This is a genomic window from Hymenobacter sp. UV11, assembly GCF_004684095.1.
In the GTDB taxonomy this organism is placed as follows: domain Bacteria; phylum Bacteroidota; class Bacteroidia; order Cytophagales; family Hymenobacteraceae; genus Hymenobacter.
The window spans coordinates 22,168-38,348 of sequence record NZ_SRII01000021.1 but is presented as its reverse complement, the minus strand read 5'-3'; the positions used below and the strand labels follow the sequence as shown (position 1 = coordinate 38,348).

Genomic DNA, 16,181 nt, shown 5'->3' with positions numbered 1-16,181 from the left:
GGCATTTCGGTGGAGAAATACGGTCACATGAGCGATACGCTCGACTACCTGGTGACGATGGTATGGGCGGCGCACTACGAGGACCATCAGCGCGGGCCGAAGCCCATGCAGTACCTGGTGGGCCACAAGGTGCACAACGCCCGGTTCCGCACCTAAGCCAGTGGGCGGGTTTCGCTTTAAATCTGTACAATCCGCAACTACTATGTTCCTGACCCAGACAGATTTCGAGAAGGTGGTACAGGCCGATAACCTGGCCGTGCTGCTCGGCAACAACCCCACGCTACTCGCTGACATGACGCTGGTGGCCGTGGCCGAGGCGAACAGCTACCTGGCCGGGCGCTACGATATGGCAGCAGCCTTTGCCGCCACGGGCGCTGACCGCAACCCCATTTTGGTACTGCGCGTGGTCGATATGGCCGTGTACCACCTGCACGCCGCCATCGACCCCCGCAACATCAACGACTTGCGCCGCGACCGCTACGCCGAGTCCATCAGCTGGCTTCGGGGCCTGAGCAAGGGAGACTACAGCATCGAGCTGCCCCTCAAGCCACTGGCGGGCCAGAACGGCTACTTCCTCTACGGCGGAAACCCCAAGCGCAGCTTCCAGCTGTAAGCCAAAAAAGTGCCCCCCCCCCGCACTACGTGAACATAAGCAATCTCTACAGCTGGATTACCAATAAGGCCAAGACGTCGGGCAAGCAGCCGAGCCAGAAGGAAGTCGTATTCAACTACGTCCGCGAGCAGCAGAAGTACCGCAGCACCCAGGACATCCGCAACTGGAAATACGCCATGCAGGCGGCTGAGTCGCTGGCGTTCCCTAACCGGCTTCAACTCTACACGATGTACCGCAACATCGAGGTAGACGCCCACCTGACTTCGGTGGTACAAACCCGCATGATTAAGGTGCTCTCCAAGTCGTTCCGCGTCGTGAACGCCAACGGCACCGAGCAAAAGGATAAGACAGCCTTGTTCAAGGCCACCTGGTTCGAGGATTTCCTGCGCTACGCGTGGGAATCGCGCATGTACGGCTATTCGCTCATTCAGCTTACCGGCATCACCGACGGCGTTATTACCAGCGTGAAACTGGTGCCCCGTGAGAACGTGAAGCCCAAGGAAAAGCTGGTTGTGGCTACGCCTGGTATGAACGAAGGCGAGGATTTCACCGAGAATGATTGGGTCGTAGGTATCGGCAACGATACCGACCTGGGCGTGTACGCGAAGGTGGCCCCGCTCATACTTTACAAGCAGAACACGCTGGCGGCACAGGCGCAGTTCGTGGACCTCTACGGCATCCCCTACCGGCTGGGCAAAACCACTATGGCCGACGATAAGCGGGCCAATGGGTTGTACCAGATGTTGGCCGATATGACCAGCTCGGGCTTCGGCGTGATGGATAAGGACGACGAGATGGAGTTCATGGATTCTTCCAGCTCCAAGGGCGAAGCCTTTGCCGTGTTCCTCGACTACCTCGACAAGCAGATTTCCAAGCTGGTGCTGGGCGGCACGATGATTTCCGATAATGGGTCGAGCCGCAGCCAGTCCGAGGTGCATGAGCGCACGACGGATGATTACTCGGAGTACGATGCCAAGTTCCTGCAATACGCCATCAACGACCACCTATTGCCCCAGCTCACGGCCCTGGGCATCAGCATGGAAGGCTGCACATTCGAGTTCTACGCCGAGGAAGATAAAGAGCTGCTGTTCGACATGACCACTAAGCTACTCCAATCGGGCTTGCAGGTTGATACCAAGTGGATTGAGGACAAGTTCAAGATTCCGGTGTCTCCCGCGCCCGCGCCCACGGAAGCCCCTGATGCCGCGAAACCAGCCGATAAGAAGGCAAATTTTCAGAAGCCGGCATAGTCAGTGATTATGCCGGCATCGACGCCGAAAACATCGAGTTCTTTCAGAACCTGCTGCCCGTACTCAAACGGGTATTCAAGCAGATTTACCGCGAGAAGAATGCCCCATTGGTGCACGAGGAACTGTTCCAACGCACCAAAAACAAGTTCTGGGAGGCTCTTAAAGAAGGATATAAGCCGAATGGCCTACCTGCCGATACGGAGCTGACACAGGCGCTGCAAAGCAACCTGGTGACCTTCTCGCTCTTCAAGAACCACCAGAATATGCGCGACGTGGCGGCGATGCTGACCGATGCGGCGGGCAACCCACGCCCCTACGCCGATTTCGAGGCCGAGGCGCTGCAAGTGAGCGTAAACTACAACCGCAACTGGCTCCAGGCCGAGTACGATACGGCCGTGAAATCGGCTCAATCGGCCTCGCAGTGGGTGGACATTCAACGCAGTAAGAAGGACTTCCCCCTGCTGCGCTACGTGACGGCCAACGACGAGCGGGTGCGGCACGAGCACGCGGGCTACGACGGCGTGACGCTGCCGGTAGACCATGCCTTCTGGCGTACCCATTTCCCACCCAACGGCTTCCGCTGCCGGTGCCGCGTCGAGAAGTTGCGCGTGGGACTCGAAACCCAGGAGCCGAACGTGGAAACGGAAGGGTCGCAGTTCAACTTCAATCCGGGCATCACGGGCGAGGTATTCGGGGCCGGAAACAGCTACTTCAAGCACCTGCCGCAGGAAACGGTGACCCAGCTGCGCGAGTACTCGGCCAGCGTCAAGCCGGGCTCAAAATGGTGGTAAGCAGAACCCACAGAAGCGATTTAAATCACTATGAGCACCTATGGCGACAAGTGGAACTTCAATAAGGTAAAAGCGGCACTGGCTACCAAGCTGATGCCCAATCTACCGCGCCAGCTGGCTACCCACACGCTGCTTTTCTTCCGCACTAATTACAACAAGCAGGGCTACGTGCCCAACGAAACGTTCGTGCCCTGGGCAAAGCGCAAGTACCAGCTGAACCGCAAGTTGCTGGTCGAAACCGGGGCCATGCGCGACGCGATGCGCATCGTCAGCCAACGCTTCGGGCTGATAAAACTGGTGGACGACGACCCCAAGGCAGCCTACCACAATGAAGGCACGGCCCACCTCCCCGCCCGGCCCTTCATGTACCAGAGCAAGCAGCTCCAAAAACAGCACCTGGCCATCATCACGAAAGCGATGGGTGACCTCTTCAAGTTTTGAAAGAACTCTTAGAGCTACTACTCGCCCGCCTCGGCATTATCCCTGAGGTAAAAACGGTGCGGCTGTTCAATAACCAGCTGCACAAGCTGACTGCCAACGAAACGCTGGCTTACCCGGCCGTGCTGCTGGAAGTAGGCAACGTGGTATTCGAGGGCTTCAACGGCGGCACTGAGATTCAGTATGGTACCTGCCTCATCAAGGTGCACGTCGTGCACAACAGCCTGGCGCAGGGCCACGAGTTGGCGGTATACGCCCTCAAGCAGACGGTGCACCAGTACCTCCACCGCTTTTCGGGGGACATGTTCAATCCGCTCATGCGCACGGAGGAAATGCTTGACATAGACCACGATAGCCTCTACGACTACCAGATTACCTATACCACCCGCTTCGCGGAGGAAACCCAGCCGCTGCCCGATACCACCGGCACGTTCCTCTTCGACTACCAAGCCGGTCTCACGGTAGAAAATCCCGCCTAACTTACGCATGGCCCGCACTGCTCAGCAGATTGACACCGAAATTCTCGCCGCCCTCAACGGCAACCCAGCTCTGGCAGCGCTCAACAGCACCTCGCAGGTGTCGCTTTGGAAGCTTTTCAAGGATGCCATTGCCTCCGTGCTGCTGGTAAACGACCAGCTGGCCGATGTGCAGCAGGCCACTTTGCAGGCCATCGCCGATAGTGCCACCTCCGGCACCGCAGCCTGGCTTCAGCGCAAGGTGCTCGACTTCCAGTACGGCGATACGGTGCAGATAAACGCGAACTTCTCGGCTACTTACCCTACCGAAAACCTGACCAAGCGCATCATCACGCGCTGCTCGGTAAAGCAGTTCGACGACACGCGCACGGTGCTGGTGAAGGTGGCCAAGGGCACGACCACGCTGGCCCCGCTCTCGGCGTTGGAGCTGAGCGCACTAAAAGCCTACCTCGCCAAGGTCAAGCACGCCGGCACCATCGTACGCCCCATCTCGCTAGAGGCCGACCGCATGGTAGCTAACATCGAGATTTACTACGATGGCCAGTACATCCTAGCCGACGTGCAGACGGCGGTTATCGCGGCGGTGAACGGGTTCCTGCAGAACCTCGAATTTGACGGCACGATGTACCTCTCGAAGCTCGAGGATGCCTTGCAGCAGGTAACGGGCGTGAAGGACATAGTGCTCAAGGGCATTATTGCCCGGCCCTACACCACGGCGTTGAATGATCCCAACCTGGTGCCCATCGAGCGCTTGTACGAGACCAACTCGGGCTACCTGGTGCCCGAAGACGCGGCGGGCTACCGGCTGCAAGACACCATCAGCCTGATTGCGGCCTAAAAGCGAGCCCAGCTCCTAAGTGAATATCCAGGCTTTCGATATTAATGCGTACGTGCTCCAGTACGTGCCGCCCTTTTTGCGCTACCCCAAGCTGATAGGCTACCTCCAGGCGCTGTTGGCGCCTTTGGTTTCCTACCGCTACCGGCTGCTGACCAGCATCTACCCCACGTTGGAGCGCCGCGCGCGCTACAATAGCCAGGTCATCGTGTTCGAGGCCCTACTGAACTACGAGTTGGGCTACGTGAGCCAGGAGATTACCATCCTCGACGGCACCATTGTAGGCCAGATTTACACGGCCAATGCGGACGAGAACGCGCCGATTTATACGGCCAATGCCAGCGAGCTGGACCCGGTTTATATCGGCAACGCGGCCGAGTACGACCCGCAATTCGATTTCATCGTGCGGGCGCCGCAGCAGCTGGTGAGTACCCAGCTTGTCCGGCTGAAAAGCCTGGTGAACAAGTACAAAATGGTCGGCACGGTCTACACCGTCGTGGCCTACTAAAAAGTGGTGAATTAACCCCTAATGCCCCAGCTCCAGACTCCCGAGGTACCTACCTACAGCACGAACGGCGTGAAGCGCTTTATAGTCCCGGTTGCTCCCGGCAAGCTCCCGTTTGAGAACGAGGACGTGACTAACCTTCAGGACACGCCCATGACCGCCATTCGTGAGCTATTCGCCAGCGTCGGCACCTATTTCGTCATTAACGGCGCGGTGGTGACGGCCCAGGACCCGATTGCCAACACCTGCACCCTCTCGCCCGGCTACGTCTTCATGGGTGGCCAGATTCGCTACTTCCCCGGCTACACGGGTGCCTATCCCTGCTTCATCGTGGCCGATTCGGACGTGCGCACGCAGAAAACCTTTGAGGACGGCAACGTGCAGGACGTTTATGTACAGCGTTTTACCAAAACTGCCCTGACGCCCGGTACCGGGCAGGCCATCCGCTGCGCCCCCGATGCCGAGTACCGCTACCAAGACATGGTAATCGCGCGCTCCACGGCCGCCATCACGGCCTTGCAGAACGAGGTGAAGGTGCCGATTGGCGGCATCATCATGTGGGGCAACACCTCGATTCCCACCGGCTGGGCCCTGTGCGACGGCCAGAACAACCGGCCCGACCTGCGCGGGCGCTTCATCGTCGGCTACGACCCGGCCAGCGCCGATTACGGTCAGCCCGGCCTAGTAGGCGGCGAGGCCAAACACACGCTGACCATCGATGAGATGCCCGCCCACACGCACGACGCGAACTTCCGCATCACTGATAGCGGCGCGGATAAGCCTTACGTCGCCGCGCACAACTCTGCGGCGGGCGCTGACGGCTCGCAAATCACGACAAAGCCTTCCGGCGGCGGCCAGCCCCACGAGAACCGCCCGCCCTACTACGTGCTGAGCTACATCATCCGGGTGCTCTAGGCGGCCAGACCATTCGCGCAAATCCGATTTAAATAACTATGAAAGATGAGTACACCTACGCTACCGTCAACGGCACCTCGGCTACCATGTGCGTGCATGGCGAGATTGGCACCGACGTAATCGGCAAGGACTTCGCGGCTGAGCTGACCCGGCTGGAAAGCAATGGCGTGACCGATATAACGGTGCGCATCATGAGCGGCGGCGGCAGCGTGATTCACGGTCTTGCCATTTTCTCGGCTATCCTCAACAGCAAGGCCGCCATTACCACCGTGAACGACGGCCTGGCCGCTTCCTCGGCCGGGTGGATTTTCCTAGCGGGCACGAACGCCGTGATGGCCGACTACTCGCTTTTGATGCTACACAACCCCAGCTCACCGAGCCAGGACCCCAAGACCAACGAGGTGCTGACCTATATGCGCAACAGCATCCTGACTATTTTCAAGAAGCGAACCGGCGTGGACATTGCCGTGCTCTCGGAAATGATGAACAAGGAAACGTGGATGGATGCCGAAGAGGCCGTAGCCTACGGTTTTGCCACTGGCATCCAGGAAACGGCGCTGCTGGTGGAGCTGAACCCCAATGCCCAGACGGTAAATGAGATGTACGCCATTTGCAATGCCGTGCTACCTAAAAATGAAGCTGTTCCCATGAACGAAGAGACCCTGCCCGAAGTGGCCGAAGAGACGACTGACGTAGTCGTAACCAACGAAGCTGCGGAAGCCCCAGAGGCCCCCGAGGCTGCTATCGTAGCCGAAACCCCAGCCGAAGAAGTCGCTGCTCCTGTGGAGGCCGAAACAGCCCCCGAAGCGGTAGTAGACGAGGAGAAGCAGTCCCTCATTCAGACCAATGCCGAGCTGGTTACCAAGCTGGCAGCGCTTGAAACGGCGCTCAACTCCTTCAAGCAGGCCGAAGCCGATAAGCAGAAGGAAGCGGCTGCCAAACTGGCGAATGAGCTGGTGGCTAACGCCGTAGCAGTAGGCAAAATCGCCAACGATGCGACGGCCACCTGGACCGACCTGGCGCTGAATAACTACTCGCTGGCCAAGTCTACGCTCGACGCCCTCAAGCTCAACCGTGCTGGCGTAGACATTCTCAACGTGGCGAAGGGCTCCCCGGCCGCGCAAGTAGCAGCCAAGAACCTGCGCCAGTTGGAGAAGGAGAACCCGAAAGAGGTTGCCCGACTGCTCAAGGATGAACCCGGCGTGTACAACGAGCTGTATTTCAACTCGTACGGTAAATACCCCGCCTAAGCATTCAGGTTTGTTGGCTTGCACCCCTTCCGGCAATCGCGTCGGATAAAAAAGCCCCCTACTCCCCAAAGCCCAGCTACTTCGAGTGGCTGGGCTTTTTTATTGGCCCACAACATTTTGCCTTTTCTAGCCTGGCGCTTTAAATAACTACCGAGCAGCAGAAAGAGCTGCCAAAAAAGTGCCCACGATTTTAATGGCTCTTAATAAAGAAGTATGGGTATCAGACATCCAAGAAACGCTTGAGCTGGGCCTCGACTTCCTGCCTCGCATGAGCGATTACAGCGAGTTCACCACGAACAAAACTGTTCATTTGCCGCAGTCGGGTGTCGCCACCCAGATTTACAAAAACGCCAATGTATTCCCGCTGGCCGTCGCGCAGCGCATCGACACGCTGAAGTCGTTTGATATCGACCAGTACTCGACGCAAGCCTTCCTCGTAACCAACATTGAGGAGTACCAGCTTTCGTACAACAAGCGCCAGTCCATCATGGGCCAGCATATTCGTGCGCTCGCTGAGAACATGGCTAACACCGTGCTGCAAGGCATCACCCCGACGGAAGCGGCTCGCACCGTCACCACTACGGGTGTACTCACTTTCGCTGACATTGTGGAGGTTGCCAAGATTCTCGATAAGGACAACATGGGCGCGGCTGACCGTTCGCTCGAGCTGCCCGTCGATATGTTTTACGAGTTGCTTCAGGACGAGAACGTGCTTGCACAGTACCGCAGCGGCTTCAGCGGCTCAGTGGTTGCCTCGGGTAACTACGTGGAGATTGCCGGCATCAAGATTTACAAGCGCCCCACGGTAGCAACCATCGGCGGTGCGGAAGCTGGTGTGGCTTACCACAAAGAGGCGGTAGCCTTCGCCAAGGATTCCCCTGAGGTATTCACCGATTCGGGTGACGGCAACGGTAACCCGCTCTACGGCGGCGGCATCATCATGTCGGCCCTGGGCTGGCTGGGTGTGACCCGTCTGCGCAGCGACTCGAAGGGTGTAGTAGCCCTGGTACGTGGCGTCTAGCCAACCGGCAAATAAGAAAGCAGAGGGTGGTTGGGTACAAACCAGCCACCCTTTTTCTATAAAATTAAGCGACAAGATTCATGCTTAATGATGTAACGTTCACTACGTTCGAGGGCGGCCTAAACCGCACGCTCACGGGCGAGGACTACGTATCCGGCCTAGTGGCCGCTTGCGCCAGCATGCCGGCCGGCTACGGCAGCGACAGCCACCGCATTTTTTACTCCGTCAAGGAAGCCGAAAGCGCGGGCATCGTTACCCCCACCTACCAGCACCTGCACGAGCAGATTGCCCAGTACTTCAGCATCAACGCCCAAGGCGAGTTGCACCTGTACCTGACTGCTGCCCCCGTGACGGTTGACCACGTATCGACGCTGCAATACGCAGCTGAAGGCCGTATTCGTCAGATGGGCTACCTCGATGATGCCTCTTTTGCGACGGCCACCATTCAGGTGCTTCAGGCGCAGGCCGATGCGTTGAGCACCACTCACCAGGGCCTTTCCATCGTGTACGCGGCCGATTTCACCGGCTTCACGCTCGACACCCTGCCTACCCTCGTTACCCTGACCTGCCCCAACGTGAGCGTGGTCGTCGGTGGCGATACGGCGCAAATCGGCGTGGCCCTCGGGGCGATGCTGGGTGCTATTTCACTAGCCAAGGTTAGCGAGAGCATCGTGTGGCTGCGCAAGTTCAACCTGGCTGGCAGCGGTAGCTTCCAGGCCCTAAATTTCGGTACGGGCGAGGCTTACAAGGGCGTGGCAGACAACCGCCTCAGTTCCCTGAAAGACCGCGGCTACACTTTCGTGCGCAAGTACGTGGGCTTCGACGGCTCATTCTTCTCCAACTCGAGCACGGCCACGGCTTCAACGTCGGACTACGCTTTCATCGAGAACGTGCGCACGATTGAGAAGGCCAAGCGTAGCATCCGCGCCGCGCTGCTGCCCGAGTTGGGCGCTCCCCTCAAGACCTCGGCGGGCAAGCTCGCCCTTGCAACCATCACCAAGTTCGAGCAGCTGGTTAAGAACCGCCTCGACCAAATGGCTAACGCTGACGAGGTTTCGGAGTACCGCGTGTTCATCGACGCCAGCCAGAACGTGCTCAGCACGTCGCAGCTCAACATCCAGGTCGGCATCACGCCGCTCGGTGTAGCCCGGCAGATTGTGGTGGGAATTGGCTTTGAAGTATCGGCCAACTAAATAAAAAGAGAACCCATTAACTAGATGCTAATCAATGGCAATGAATATGGCTGGGCGCAAGCTGTAACCACCGTGGCGGGAATAGTTGTCGAAGGTATTACTGAGATAAACTACAGCGACAAGCGCGCCAAGAAGGACAACTATGGCGCGGGCTCCAAGCCGGTTTCCCGCAGCTACGGCGCTTACGAAGCCTCGGGCGACGTTACCCTGCACATGAGCGAGGTTGAGCGCCTAACCAACGTGGCCCCCGGCCGCGACCTGACCCAACTCGGTATGTTTGACATCACCGTGACGTTTGCCCCCCAGCTGGGCATGTCGCCCGTGAAGCATGTGCTGCGCGGCTGCGAGTTCACCGATAACATGCGGGCTATGAAGCAGGGTGACGATAAATTCGACGTCAAGCTCACGCTCATCGTGGCCGAAATCGCTTGGTAGTAAACTCCGAGCAGAAGAGAAAACCCCGTAGTTTGACTATGGGGTTTTTCCATTTATGGGCTGCATAAGACACATATATAACATGTAAAAAATGACCCCCAGCCACATGGAAGTTACCGATAGCAAGCAAGTTGAGTTGGCCGCCGCGCACAACACCAAGATTTACGTCATCGAGGGCGTGGGCGAGAACGGCGAGGCGCTGAAGATGTACCTGAAGAAGCCCGACTACAAGACGAAGAAAGCCGCTCTGGAAACGCTGATGGCTGACTCCAAAGCGGTGATTGTGGCCGGCGAGATGATTCTGCTGGCCTGCTTTGTGGACGGCGATAACCTCTACAATAACGAGGATACCCGCCTCGAAGCAGCGATGGCAGCCGCCGAGCTAGTGAAATTCAACGATACTATCGCCCTAAAAAAAAGCTAAACAAGGCGCAGTTTCCTGAGCTGGGTGAGGAAGAAAACTTAGAGTTTCGACACATCAATGCACTCATGCGCTTTTACCTGCATCTAGACCCCATGAGCCTCATCACGGAGGGGCCGGACGGTGAGCTGAACTGCGATAAGTACGTGCAGGAGTGGGCTGGATTAGAATGGGTGCTGCGCCGTGAGCAGCAAATGCGGCTACGCTAGCCACCGAAGAGGGTCCCAACCAGGACCCTCTTTTTCGTGACCAAGCAGAACGGGAGAAGGCGATTTAAATCAATACGAATCGCCCCTTAACCCCTTATGACTAACGCAGTTGCTTATGTACTCCAACTAAAAGACCAGATTTCCGGCGCCCTGGCCTCGGCCCAGGCTGCCGTCGCCCGATTCGAGGCAAAGCTCTCCGGCGTACAGCGGCAGGCCGAGAAAACCAGCAGCGGATTTAGCAAGCTGGGCATGGTCGCCGGTGCCGCGTTCGGTGCTTACAAAGCCCTGGAATTAGGCAAGGCGCTGCTCTCGGCAGGCGCTGATATGGAGGCCACGCGCCTGCGCTACGAGGTGTTTACCGGCTCAGCTAAGAAAGCGAGTGAGGCAATCGACGCCGTAGCCAAGCTGGCCACCCAGACGCCCTTCGCGAAGACGGAACTACTTGAATACGGCCAGCAAATGTTGGGCGCGGGTTTGACTACTGACCAGATGGCGCAGAAGCTCTCCACGCTCGGCAACATCAGCTCAGCCACCGGCAAGAACCTGGGCGAGCTGACCAGCCTCTACGTCAAGAACAAGGGCAACGGGCTCATTCAGGGCGAGGACCTCAACCAGCTGGCCGACGCGAAAATCCCCTTGCAGGACTTCGCCAAGCTGCTGGGCACCAACGTGCAGGGTCTACGCAAGATGGCCTCACAGGGCAAGGTGAGCTTTGCCGACCTGGATAGCTACTTCGAGAAGCTTGGCGGCACGCAGGGCAAGTGGGGCGCGCTTAACGAGCGCATGTCCAACACCCTGACCGGCAAGTGGAGCAACCTGAAAGACACCATCGAGCAGATGATGTCTGATACCGGGGAATCTACCGTGCCCTTCGCAAAGGTGCTGCTGGATAAGGCCAACGAGGTGCTTCAGTGGGTGCAGACCAACAAGGCCAAGTTTGCCCAGCTCTTCGAGCCCCTGCAAAAGGCGGTGCAGCCCCTACTCGCTAGTTTCCGGCGCGTCACCGAGTCGATGGGCTACGCGGGTACGGTGAGCGACGCATTGGAGAAGGTGTTCAACCGGGTGGGCTATGCCCTTCAGGTAATGGCCCCTTTCATTGAGGTGGCCGCCACGCTTTTCGGCAAGGTGTACGAATCCATCTCACAGGTCATCAACATCTTCGTCAAGTACTTTCAGACCAATAAGGAGGCGCAGGCCAACGTGCTGGGGCTGTACAATGCCTTCAAAACGGCCTTCTCGTTGATTGGCGAGGTAGCTGGCCGGGTGCTTGGCGGCATCGTGAAAGCCATCGACGGTATTCTCAACCGAGACTTTAGCAAGCTCGGCAGCGGCCTCAAGGATATTGTGACGGCTCCCTTCCAGGCGGCCACCAATAGTGAAAACTATCACTTCAACGATAAAGCGCCGGTATTCAAGGACTTCTTTGGCGACAAGGGCAAGTCAGCCACCGACGCGGCCCGTGCTGCGGCAGCTGGCGCGAAGAACGCGCTGGGCACCTCGGCAGCCGCCGGCAAGGACAAGGGCATCAAAACCAAAGTGGGCGACGTGTCGGGCAGCAAGCCCACGAACGTGTACATAACCATCCAGAAGATGACCGGCGTGGAAACGCTGCACACGGTCAATCTGAAGGAAAGCACCGCGGATATTCAGAAGCTCCTGACCGAGATGCTGCTGGCTGGCCTCACGGACTTTAGCCTGCTAGCGGGCAAAAATTAAGCAGCCTCAGTAGTGGAAATACTCAACTACGATTACCCGGTTCGGCAGAACACGCAGGTCAATCTCATTCTGAAGAATCTGGCCAATACCTACATCAAGCCGCTCTTTCTGACGACCACGCCGCCCGCCGAAAGCGACCCCGATAAGTTCGGGAACGGCAGCGTGTTTGCCGACCGCGACGGCACGGCTGGGCTGCTCGGCCGCTCGGTATTCGCTACCGTCACGCTCTCGTCCGAAGCCTACGAGCTGGAATACTACAACGACAAAACGCAGGCCATCGAGCGGGTGAAAATGCCGCCCGTATCGGTCGAGCTGGGCACGGTGCTCATCGACGTGCAGATGTCCAAGAACATCGTGACCACGGCCATAAACGGGCTGAACGGCACCATCAAGGAGTTCGTGAGCGATGGCGACTACGAGGTGAGCCTGCGCGGCGCGCTGGTAAACAGCAAGGGCTACGCCTTTCCGCTGGATGATTTCAAGAAGCTGAACGACGTGCTCAAAGCGCCCGTGTCGCTGCAAATAGCCAGCGAGTACCTGGCGCTTTTTCCCATTCACAACCTGGTGGTGAAAGGCTACACACTTCCCCAGACCGAGGGCAGCAGCAACAGCCAGCTTTTCGAGATAAATGCCCTGAGCGATAACCCCGTCGAGCTAATCAAAATCACCTCCTAACCCAGTGCTTTACAGATTAACCAACCGGATAACGGTGGGCAGCTTGCAGTTCAATTTCTGCAACGAGGTGGAGGTGGTTTCGTCGTGGCATAACCTGACCGATACGGCCACCATCAAGATACCCAAGCGCCTCACCGTCGAGAATAAGCCCATCGTGGAAGGCCAGCGCGCCGTGTTCAAAGTGGGCGATAAGGTGACCATCGAGTGTGGCTACAACTACCAGCATACCACCATTTTCACCGGCTACGTGGCCGACGTGAAAACGAAGTACCCGCTGGAGCTGGTGTGCGAGGATGCCATGTGGCTCTTCAAGCAGCAGTCGTTCAAGAAGACCTTCGCCCAGGTCACGGTGAAGCAGCTCGTGGATTTCCTGCTGACGAAGGTGCACGGTGATTTCAAGGTCGTGTACTCCTTTCCGAGCATGCAGCTGGGCAAGTTCCGCATCAACACGGCCACCGGGGCGCAGGTGCTCGACGAGCTGCGGAAGAAATACGGCATCTACTCCTTCTTTCGGGAGGGCGTGCTGTACGTGGGCTTCGCCTATACCCACACCGGCACCGACTACCGCAAGCGGGTGCCTTTGCAGTTCACGCCCAATATCATCCAGGACGATCTTACCTACAAAAACGCCGATAACCAGCGGGTGAAAATCCGGGCTACCTCTATCCTGGGCAAGGATAACAAGCAGCTCACGGCCGAGGCGGGTGATGGGGACGGCCGGGTTGTTCCGGTGTTCTACTACGACAAGAGCCAGGCCGATTTGCAGAAGCTGGCCAACAACCTAGCCGCCACCTATAAGGTCTCCGGCTTCGAGGGCAGCGTAACCACCTTCGGCATGCCCTACGTGCGGCACGGGGACATTGTGGTGCTTTCGGACGGCACCATTTCCGAGCGCAACGGGGGCTACCTAGTGAAGCAAGTTACCCGCAGCTTTGGCTTCGGCGGCTACCGCCAAAATATCGAACTGGACCGCAAGGCCAGCAGCCAATAATGGCCAACATTAGCGACATCATTCGGGCCTACACCGCCGACGAGCACCAGCCTTACAGCGTGCTCGCTAAGGTGACGGCCGTCGATAAAACGAACAATACCATCGATTGCGAGCCGCTGGACGATTCCGCGGAGCTACTAGAAGTGCGCCTGCAAGCCCAAACGGGCAAGGGCCTGGTCCTATACCCCGTAGTCGGCTCGGACGTGGTGGTGAGCTTCTTTTCCAAGGACGATGCCTTTGTGGCAATGGTCAGCCAGGTAGAATCGGTAGCCCTCGAATCGCAGAACGAATCGTTATTCCAATTGCTCTCGGACCTAGTGGACGAAGTGAGCAGCCTGCGCGTGACCACCAACCAGGGCCCTTCCATCGAGGTGATTAACAAGCCCGCGATTCTTGCCATCAAGAGCCGGCTCAAAAACCTGTTTTCCAAGTAGATGCTAGTAAAATCGACCCTTGAGGCGGGCATCCTGGCGCTGACCACGGCGCTCAGCACCAACACGACCGACCCCGTGCAGGCCCGCCAGGACTTTGCCCGGCAGCTGGCCGCCCTTATCGACGCTTACGTGCGTTCGGGCACCGTCACGGTAGCCACCACCGGCACCGCGGCCGCGCAGACTGGTACCGGCACAATTAGCTAAACCAGGTGCCCCAAACCGCTTTAAATAACCATGCAAGCAACTGATTTCACGCTGGCCGGCGACGGCGACCTGCTCATTGAGAATGGCGATTTCGTGCTTTCCCACAGCGACGGCATGCACCAGGAGCACATTCTACGCTCCTACACCGGCTTCTGGCGCACCGCACCGCTGGTCGGCGTGGGCATCGAGCAGTACTTCGGGGCCACCGTGCACCCGGCCGAAATCAAGCGCGCCATCACCCTGCAAATTGAGGCTGACGGCTACCAAATCATCAGCCTCGACGTGTCGTTCACCCCCGCTTTTACCATTGCGCTCGACGCCAACAGAACTCGCTAACCGCTACGCATGGCCATTTACACCGCTAAGTATGGGCAAACGCTGCTGGATGTGGCGCTGCAACTGACCGGCAGCCTGGATGGGCTGGTCGAGCTGGCGGCGCTGAACCAGCTAGCCGTTGATGTAGCCCTGCCGGTGGGCTGCGTGGTGAGCTATGACCAGGCGCGGCAGCAGGCGAGCGCGGTCGCCCGGCAACTGGCGCTAACCGATGGGTTCGTGGTCACCGACGGCGAGCTACTGGAGCCAGTACCAGCCCCCACGCCCAGCTTTACCCGGCAGCCGTTCCCGCAGGATATACCGGCCTCGACTGACTACGCCATCAAGCCTAACCAAAGCGTGCTCGACCTCGCGCTTCAACTGTATGGCAGCTTGGATAACCTGGTCGAACTCTGTCAGCTGAACGGCTTTACGCTCTCCCAGGAGGTTCCACTCGGCACCCGGCTCACGTTCGATAAGACGAGGCAAACGGAGTCAGCCACCGCGTCCTATATGGCGCTAATCAGCCGCCCGGTCACCACCTGGATTGCGCCGCCCGGCGCTGGCCCGGCCGAGTTCGAGCCGGCAGAGTACGAGCCGGCTGAGTACGACTAAAAAACGCTTATTTCTTACGTGACCAAAGCCGACCTCTATGCCCTGATTGACCAATATATCAAGGTAAACCCGCTGGTTGTCAGCATCGACAAGACCCGCGGCACCGATGTGCGGGAGCTGCTTAAAAGCATGCTGGACTTCACCGAGCAGAATACGGGCGCGGCCTTCAACGGCGAGCGTCCCATCACGGCACCTATCCCGGGCTTGCAGGGCATCACCCTACACGGCACCACGGAAAAGGACGTGCTGCACAACCTGCTGCTTCAGCTTTACCCAGCCTTGCCGCCACTGGCTGCCATGAGCGTAGCCAACCCGGTGCGCGAGCGGGGCGATGCCAGCGCCGTAGGATTCAACTGGACCGCCACGCCGCAGAGTAACCCCATTACGACCATCAAAGTCAATGGCAAGGCGGTCAAGGCAACGGGCAATCAGCAGTCGGGCAGCGGCTCGTTACCCGCCGATGCGCTCGTTCCCTTCACGATAGTGGTATCAGACGGCACATTGAGCGCCAGTGCCGGGGCCTCGGTGAACTACTACCCGGCCCGCTTCTTTGGCCCCTCGGCCAACGACCGCGACCACATGGTGGCTGCATTGACCAATGGCACACCTATCGACTATGCGGGGCTTGGCCTGCGCAAGGAGCTAGCCGGCGACTACCTAATCAACACCACCAGCGACTGCACGGGCGGGCGCTACATCCACCTGCTTTTCGATGCGGCCTATGGAGCGCCTTCACTGGTGCGCTCGGGCATCAACAATTTTTCCGCTTACATCCTTACCGACGTGATTATCACGGATGCCTTTGGCATCGCTCGTGACTACAAGCTACTCTCAACCGGCATCCAGTTCGGAGGCGCTGTAAATATTGCCATCATCAGCTAA

The 16,181-nt window shown here is 58.3% G+C and carries 22 protein-coding genes; all 22 read left to right on the top strand.

Annotated features, from left to right (window positions below):
- Positions 1-202: 202 nt before the first annotated feature.
- The 22 genes from E4631_RS24090 to E4631_RS23990 all read left to right on the top strand — a co-directional run bounded on the left by E4631_RS24090 (position 203) and on the right by E4631_RS23990 (position 16,181).
- The gene (locus E4631_RS24090; protein ID WP_133657266.1) at positions 203-613 is read left to right on the top strand and encodes a phage protein Gp36 family protein; all 411 of its coding nucleotides are present in this window, start codon (positions 203-205) and stop codon (positions 611-613) included.
- Between the two features lie 29 nt (positions 614-642).
- Entirely contained in the window at positions 643-1,863 is a 1,221-nt protein-coding gene (locus tag E4631_RS24085) for a DUF935 family protein (protein ID WP_133657267.1), read from the top strand.
- 110 nt (positions 1,864-1,973) lie between these two features.
- The gene (locus tag E4631_RS24080; RefSeq protein WP_133657268.1) at positions 1,974-2,654 is read left to right on the top strand and encodes a phage minor head protein; all 681 of its coding nucleotides are present in this window, start codon (positions 1,974-1,976) and stop codon (positions 2,652-2,654) included.
- 30 nt (positions 2,655-2,684) lie between these two features.
- Complete coding sequence (locus E4631_RS24075) at positions 2,685-3,095, top strand: hypothetical protein (RefSeq protein WP_133657269.1); 411 nt, start codon at positions 2,685-2,687, stop codon at positions 3,093-3,095.
- Entirely contained in the window at positions 3,092-3,571 is a 480-nt protein-coding gene (locus tag E4631_RS24070) for a hypothetical protein (RefSeq protein ID WP_133657270.1), read from the top strand. Before E4631_RS24075 ends, E4631_RS24070 begins: the two co-directional genes overlap by 4 nt.
- Before the next feature lie 7 nt (positions 3,572-3,578).
- On the top strand, positions 3,579-4,406 hold the full coding sequence (locus tag E4631_RS24065; RefSeq protein ID WP_133657271.1) for a hypothetical protein: 828 nt from the start codon (positions 3,579-3,581) through the stop codon (positions 4,404-4,406).
- 19 nt (positions 4,407-4,425) lie between these two features.
- Positions 4,426-4,911, top strand: coding sequence for a hypothetical protein (locus E4631_RS24060; RefSeq protein WP_133657272.1), 486 nt, complete (start codon positions 4,426-4,428; stop codon positions 4,909-4,911).
- Positions 4,912-4,932: 21 nt separating this feature from the next.
- Complete coding sequence (locus E4631_RS24055; protein WP_133657273.1) at positions 4,933-5,823, top strand: hypothetical protein; 891 nt, start codon at positions 4,933-4,935, stop codon at positions 5,821-5,823.
- A 38-nt stretch (positions 5,824-5,861) separates the two neighbouring features.
- On the top strand, positions 5,862-7,073 hold the full coding sequence (locus E4631_RS24050) for an ATP-dependent Clp protease proteolytic subunit (RefSeq protein ID WP_133657274.1): 1,212 nt from the start codon (positions 5,862-5,864) through the stop codon (positions 7,071-7,073).
- A gap of 268 nt (positions 7,074-7,341) precedes the next feature.
- Positions 7,342-8,094 (top strand): hypothetical protein, encoded by a 753-nt coding sequence (locus tag E4631_RS24045; RefSeq protein WP_133657275.1) that lies wholly within the window; start codon positions 7,342-7,344, stop codon positions 8,092-8,094.
- 80 nt (positions 8,095-8,174) lie between these two features.
- On the top strand, positions 8,175-9,287 hold the full coding sequence (locus E4631_RS24040) for a DUF2586 family protein (protein ID WP_133657276.1): 1,113 nt from the start codon (positions 8,175-8,177) through the stop codon (positions 9,285-9,287).
- A 24-nt stretch (positions 9,288-9,311) separates the two neighbouring features.
- Positions 9,312-9,722 (top strand): hypothetical protein, encoded by a 411-nt coding sequence (locus tag E4631_RS24035; protein ID WP_133657277.1) that lies wholly within the window; start codon positions 9,312-9,314, stop codon positions 9,720-9,722.
- Between the two features lie 106 nt (positions 9,723-9,828).
- Positions 9,829-10,146 carry a hypothetical protein gene (locus tag E4631_RS24030; protein ID WP_133657278.1) on the top strand — a complete coding sequence of 106 codons (318 nt, stop codon included), beginning with the start codon at positions 9,829-9,831 and terminating at the stop codon, positions 10,144-10,146.
- Between the two features lie 65 nt (positions 10,147-10,211).
- Positions 10,212-10,352, top strand: a complete 141-nt coding sequence (locus tag E4631_RS26115; RefSeq protein ID WP_166648059.1) for a hypothetical protein — start codon at positions 10,212-10,214, stop codon at positions 10,350-10,352.
- 96 nt (positions 10,353-10,448) lie between these two features.
- Positions 10,449-12,068: a tape measure protein gene (locus E4631_RS24025; protein WP_133657279.1), complete on the top strand. Its 1,620-nt coding sequence runs from the start codon at positions 10,449-10,451 to the stop codon at positions 12,066-12,068.
- Between the two features lie 12 nt (positions 12,069-12,080).
- Complete coding sequence (locus E4631_RS24020; protein ID WP_133657280.1) at positions 12,081-12,743, top strand: DUF6046 domain-containing protein; 663 nt, start codon at positions 12,081-12,083, stop codon at positions 12,741-12,743.
- A gap of 4 nt (positions 12,744-12,747) precedes the next feature.
- Positions 12,748-13,734, top strand: coding sequence for a hypothetical protein (locus tag E4631_RS24015; protein ID WP_133657281.1), 987 nt, complete (start codon positions 12,748-12,750; stop codon positions 13,732-13,734).
- On the top strand, positions 13,734-14,168 hold the full coding sequence (locus E4631_RS24010; RefSeq protein ID WP_133657282.1) for a hypothetical protein: 435 nt from the start codon (positions 13,734-13,736) through the stop codon (positions 14,166-14,168). Before E4631_RS24015 ends, E4631_RS24010 begins: the two co-directional genes overlap by 1 nt.
- Positions 14,169-14,372 (top strand): hypothetical protein, encoded by a 204-nt coding sequence (locus E4631_RS24005; RefSeq protein ID WP_133657283.1) that lies wholly within the window; start codon positions 14,169-14,171, stop codon positions 14,370-14,372.
- A 30-nt stretch (positions 14,373-14,402) separates the two neighbouring features.
- Complete coding sequence (locus tag E4631_RS24000) at positions 14,403-14,708, top strand: hypothetical protein (RefSeq protein WP_133657284.1); 306 nt, start codon at positions 14,403-14,405, stop codon at positions 14,706-14,708.
- Between the two features lie 9 nt (positions 14,709-14,717).
- Positions 14,718-15,299, top strand: a complete 582-nt coding sequence (locus tag E4631_RS23995; RefSeq protein WP_133657285.1) for a hypothetical protein — start codon at positions 14,718-14,720, stop codon at positions 15,297-15,299.
- 18 nt (positions 15,300-15,317) lie between these two features.
- Positions 15,318-16,181 (top strand): hypothetical protein, encoded by an 864-nt coding sequence (locus E4631_RS23990; protein WP_133657286.1) that lies wholly within the window; start codon positions 15,318-15,320, stop codon positions 16,179-16,181.

Bases quoted from the DNA above. Each gene is read 5' to 3' on its own strand.
- E4631_RS24035 (WP_133657277.1), top strand. From the start codon at position 9,312: ATGCTAATCAATGGCAATGAATATGGCTGGGCGCAAGCTGTAACCACC.
- E4631_RS24000 (WP_133657284.1), top strand. From the start codon at position 14,403: ATGCAAGCAACTGATTTCACGCTGGCCGGCGACGGCGACCTGCTCATT.
- E4631_RS24075 (WP_133657269.1), top strand. From the start codon at position 2,685: ATGAGCACCTATGGCGACAAGTGGAACTTCAATAAGGTAAAAGCGGCA.
- E4631_RS24040 (WP_133657276.1), top strand. From the start codon at position 8,175: ATGCTTAATGATGTAACGTTCACTACGTTCGAGGGCGGCCTAAACCGC.
- E4631_RS24025 (WP_133657279.1), top strand. From the start codon at position 10,449: ATGACTAACGCAGTTGCTTATGTACTCCAACTAAAAGACCAGATTTCC.
- E4631_RS24005 (WP_133657283.1), top strand. From the start codon at position 14,169: ATGCTAGTAAAATCGACCCTTGAGGCGGGCATCCTGGCGCTGACCACG.
- E4631_RS24030 (WP_133657278.1), top strand. From the start codon at position 9,829: ATGGAAGTTACCGATAGCAAGCAAGTTGAGTTGGCCGCCGCGCACAAC.
- E4631_RS23995 (WP_133657285.1), top strand. From the start codon at position 14,718: ATGGCCATTTACACCGCTAAGTATGGGCAAACGCTGCTGGATGTGGCG.
- E4631_RS24090 (WP_133657266.1), top strand. From the start codon at position 203: ATGTTCCTGACCCAGACAGATTTCGAGAAGGTGGTACAGGCCGATAAC.
- E4631_RS24050 (WP_133657274.1), top strand. From the start codon at position 5,862: ATGAAAGATGAGTACACCTACGCTACCGTCAACGGCACCTCGGCTACC.
- E4631_RS24065 (WP_133657271.1), top strand. From the start codon at position 3,579: ATGGCCCGCACTGCTCAGCAGATTGACACCGAAATTCTCGCCGCCCTC.
- E4631_RS24010 (WP_133657282.1), top strand. From the start codon at position 13,734: ATGGCCAACATTAGCGACATCATTCGGGCCTACACCGCCGACGAGCAC.
- E4631_RS24045 (WP_133657275.1), top strand. From the start codon at position 7,342: ATGAGCGATTACAGCGAGTTCACCACGAACAAAACTGTTCATTTGCCG.
- E4631_RS24055 (WP_133657273.1), top strand. From the start codon at position 4,933: ATGCCCCAGCTCCAGACTCCCGAGGTACCTACCTACAGCACGAACGGC.
- E4631_RS26115 (WP_166648059.1), top strand. From the start codon at position 10,212: ATGCGCTTTTACCTGCATCTAGACCCCATGAGCCTCATCACGGAGGGG.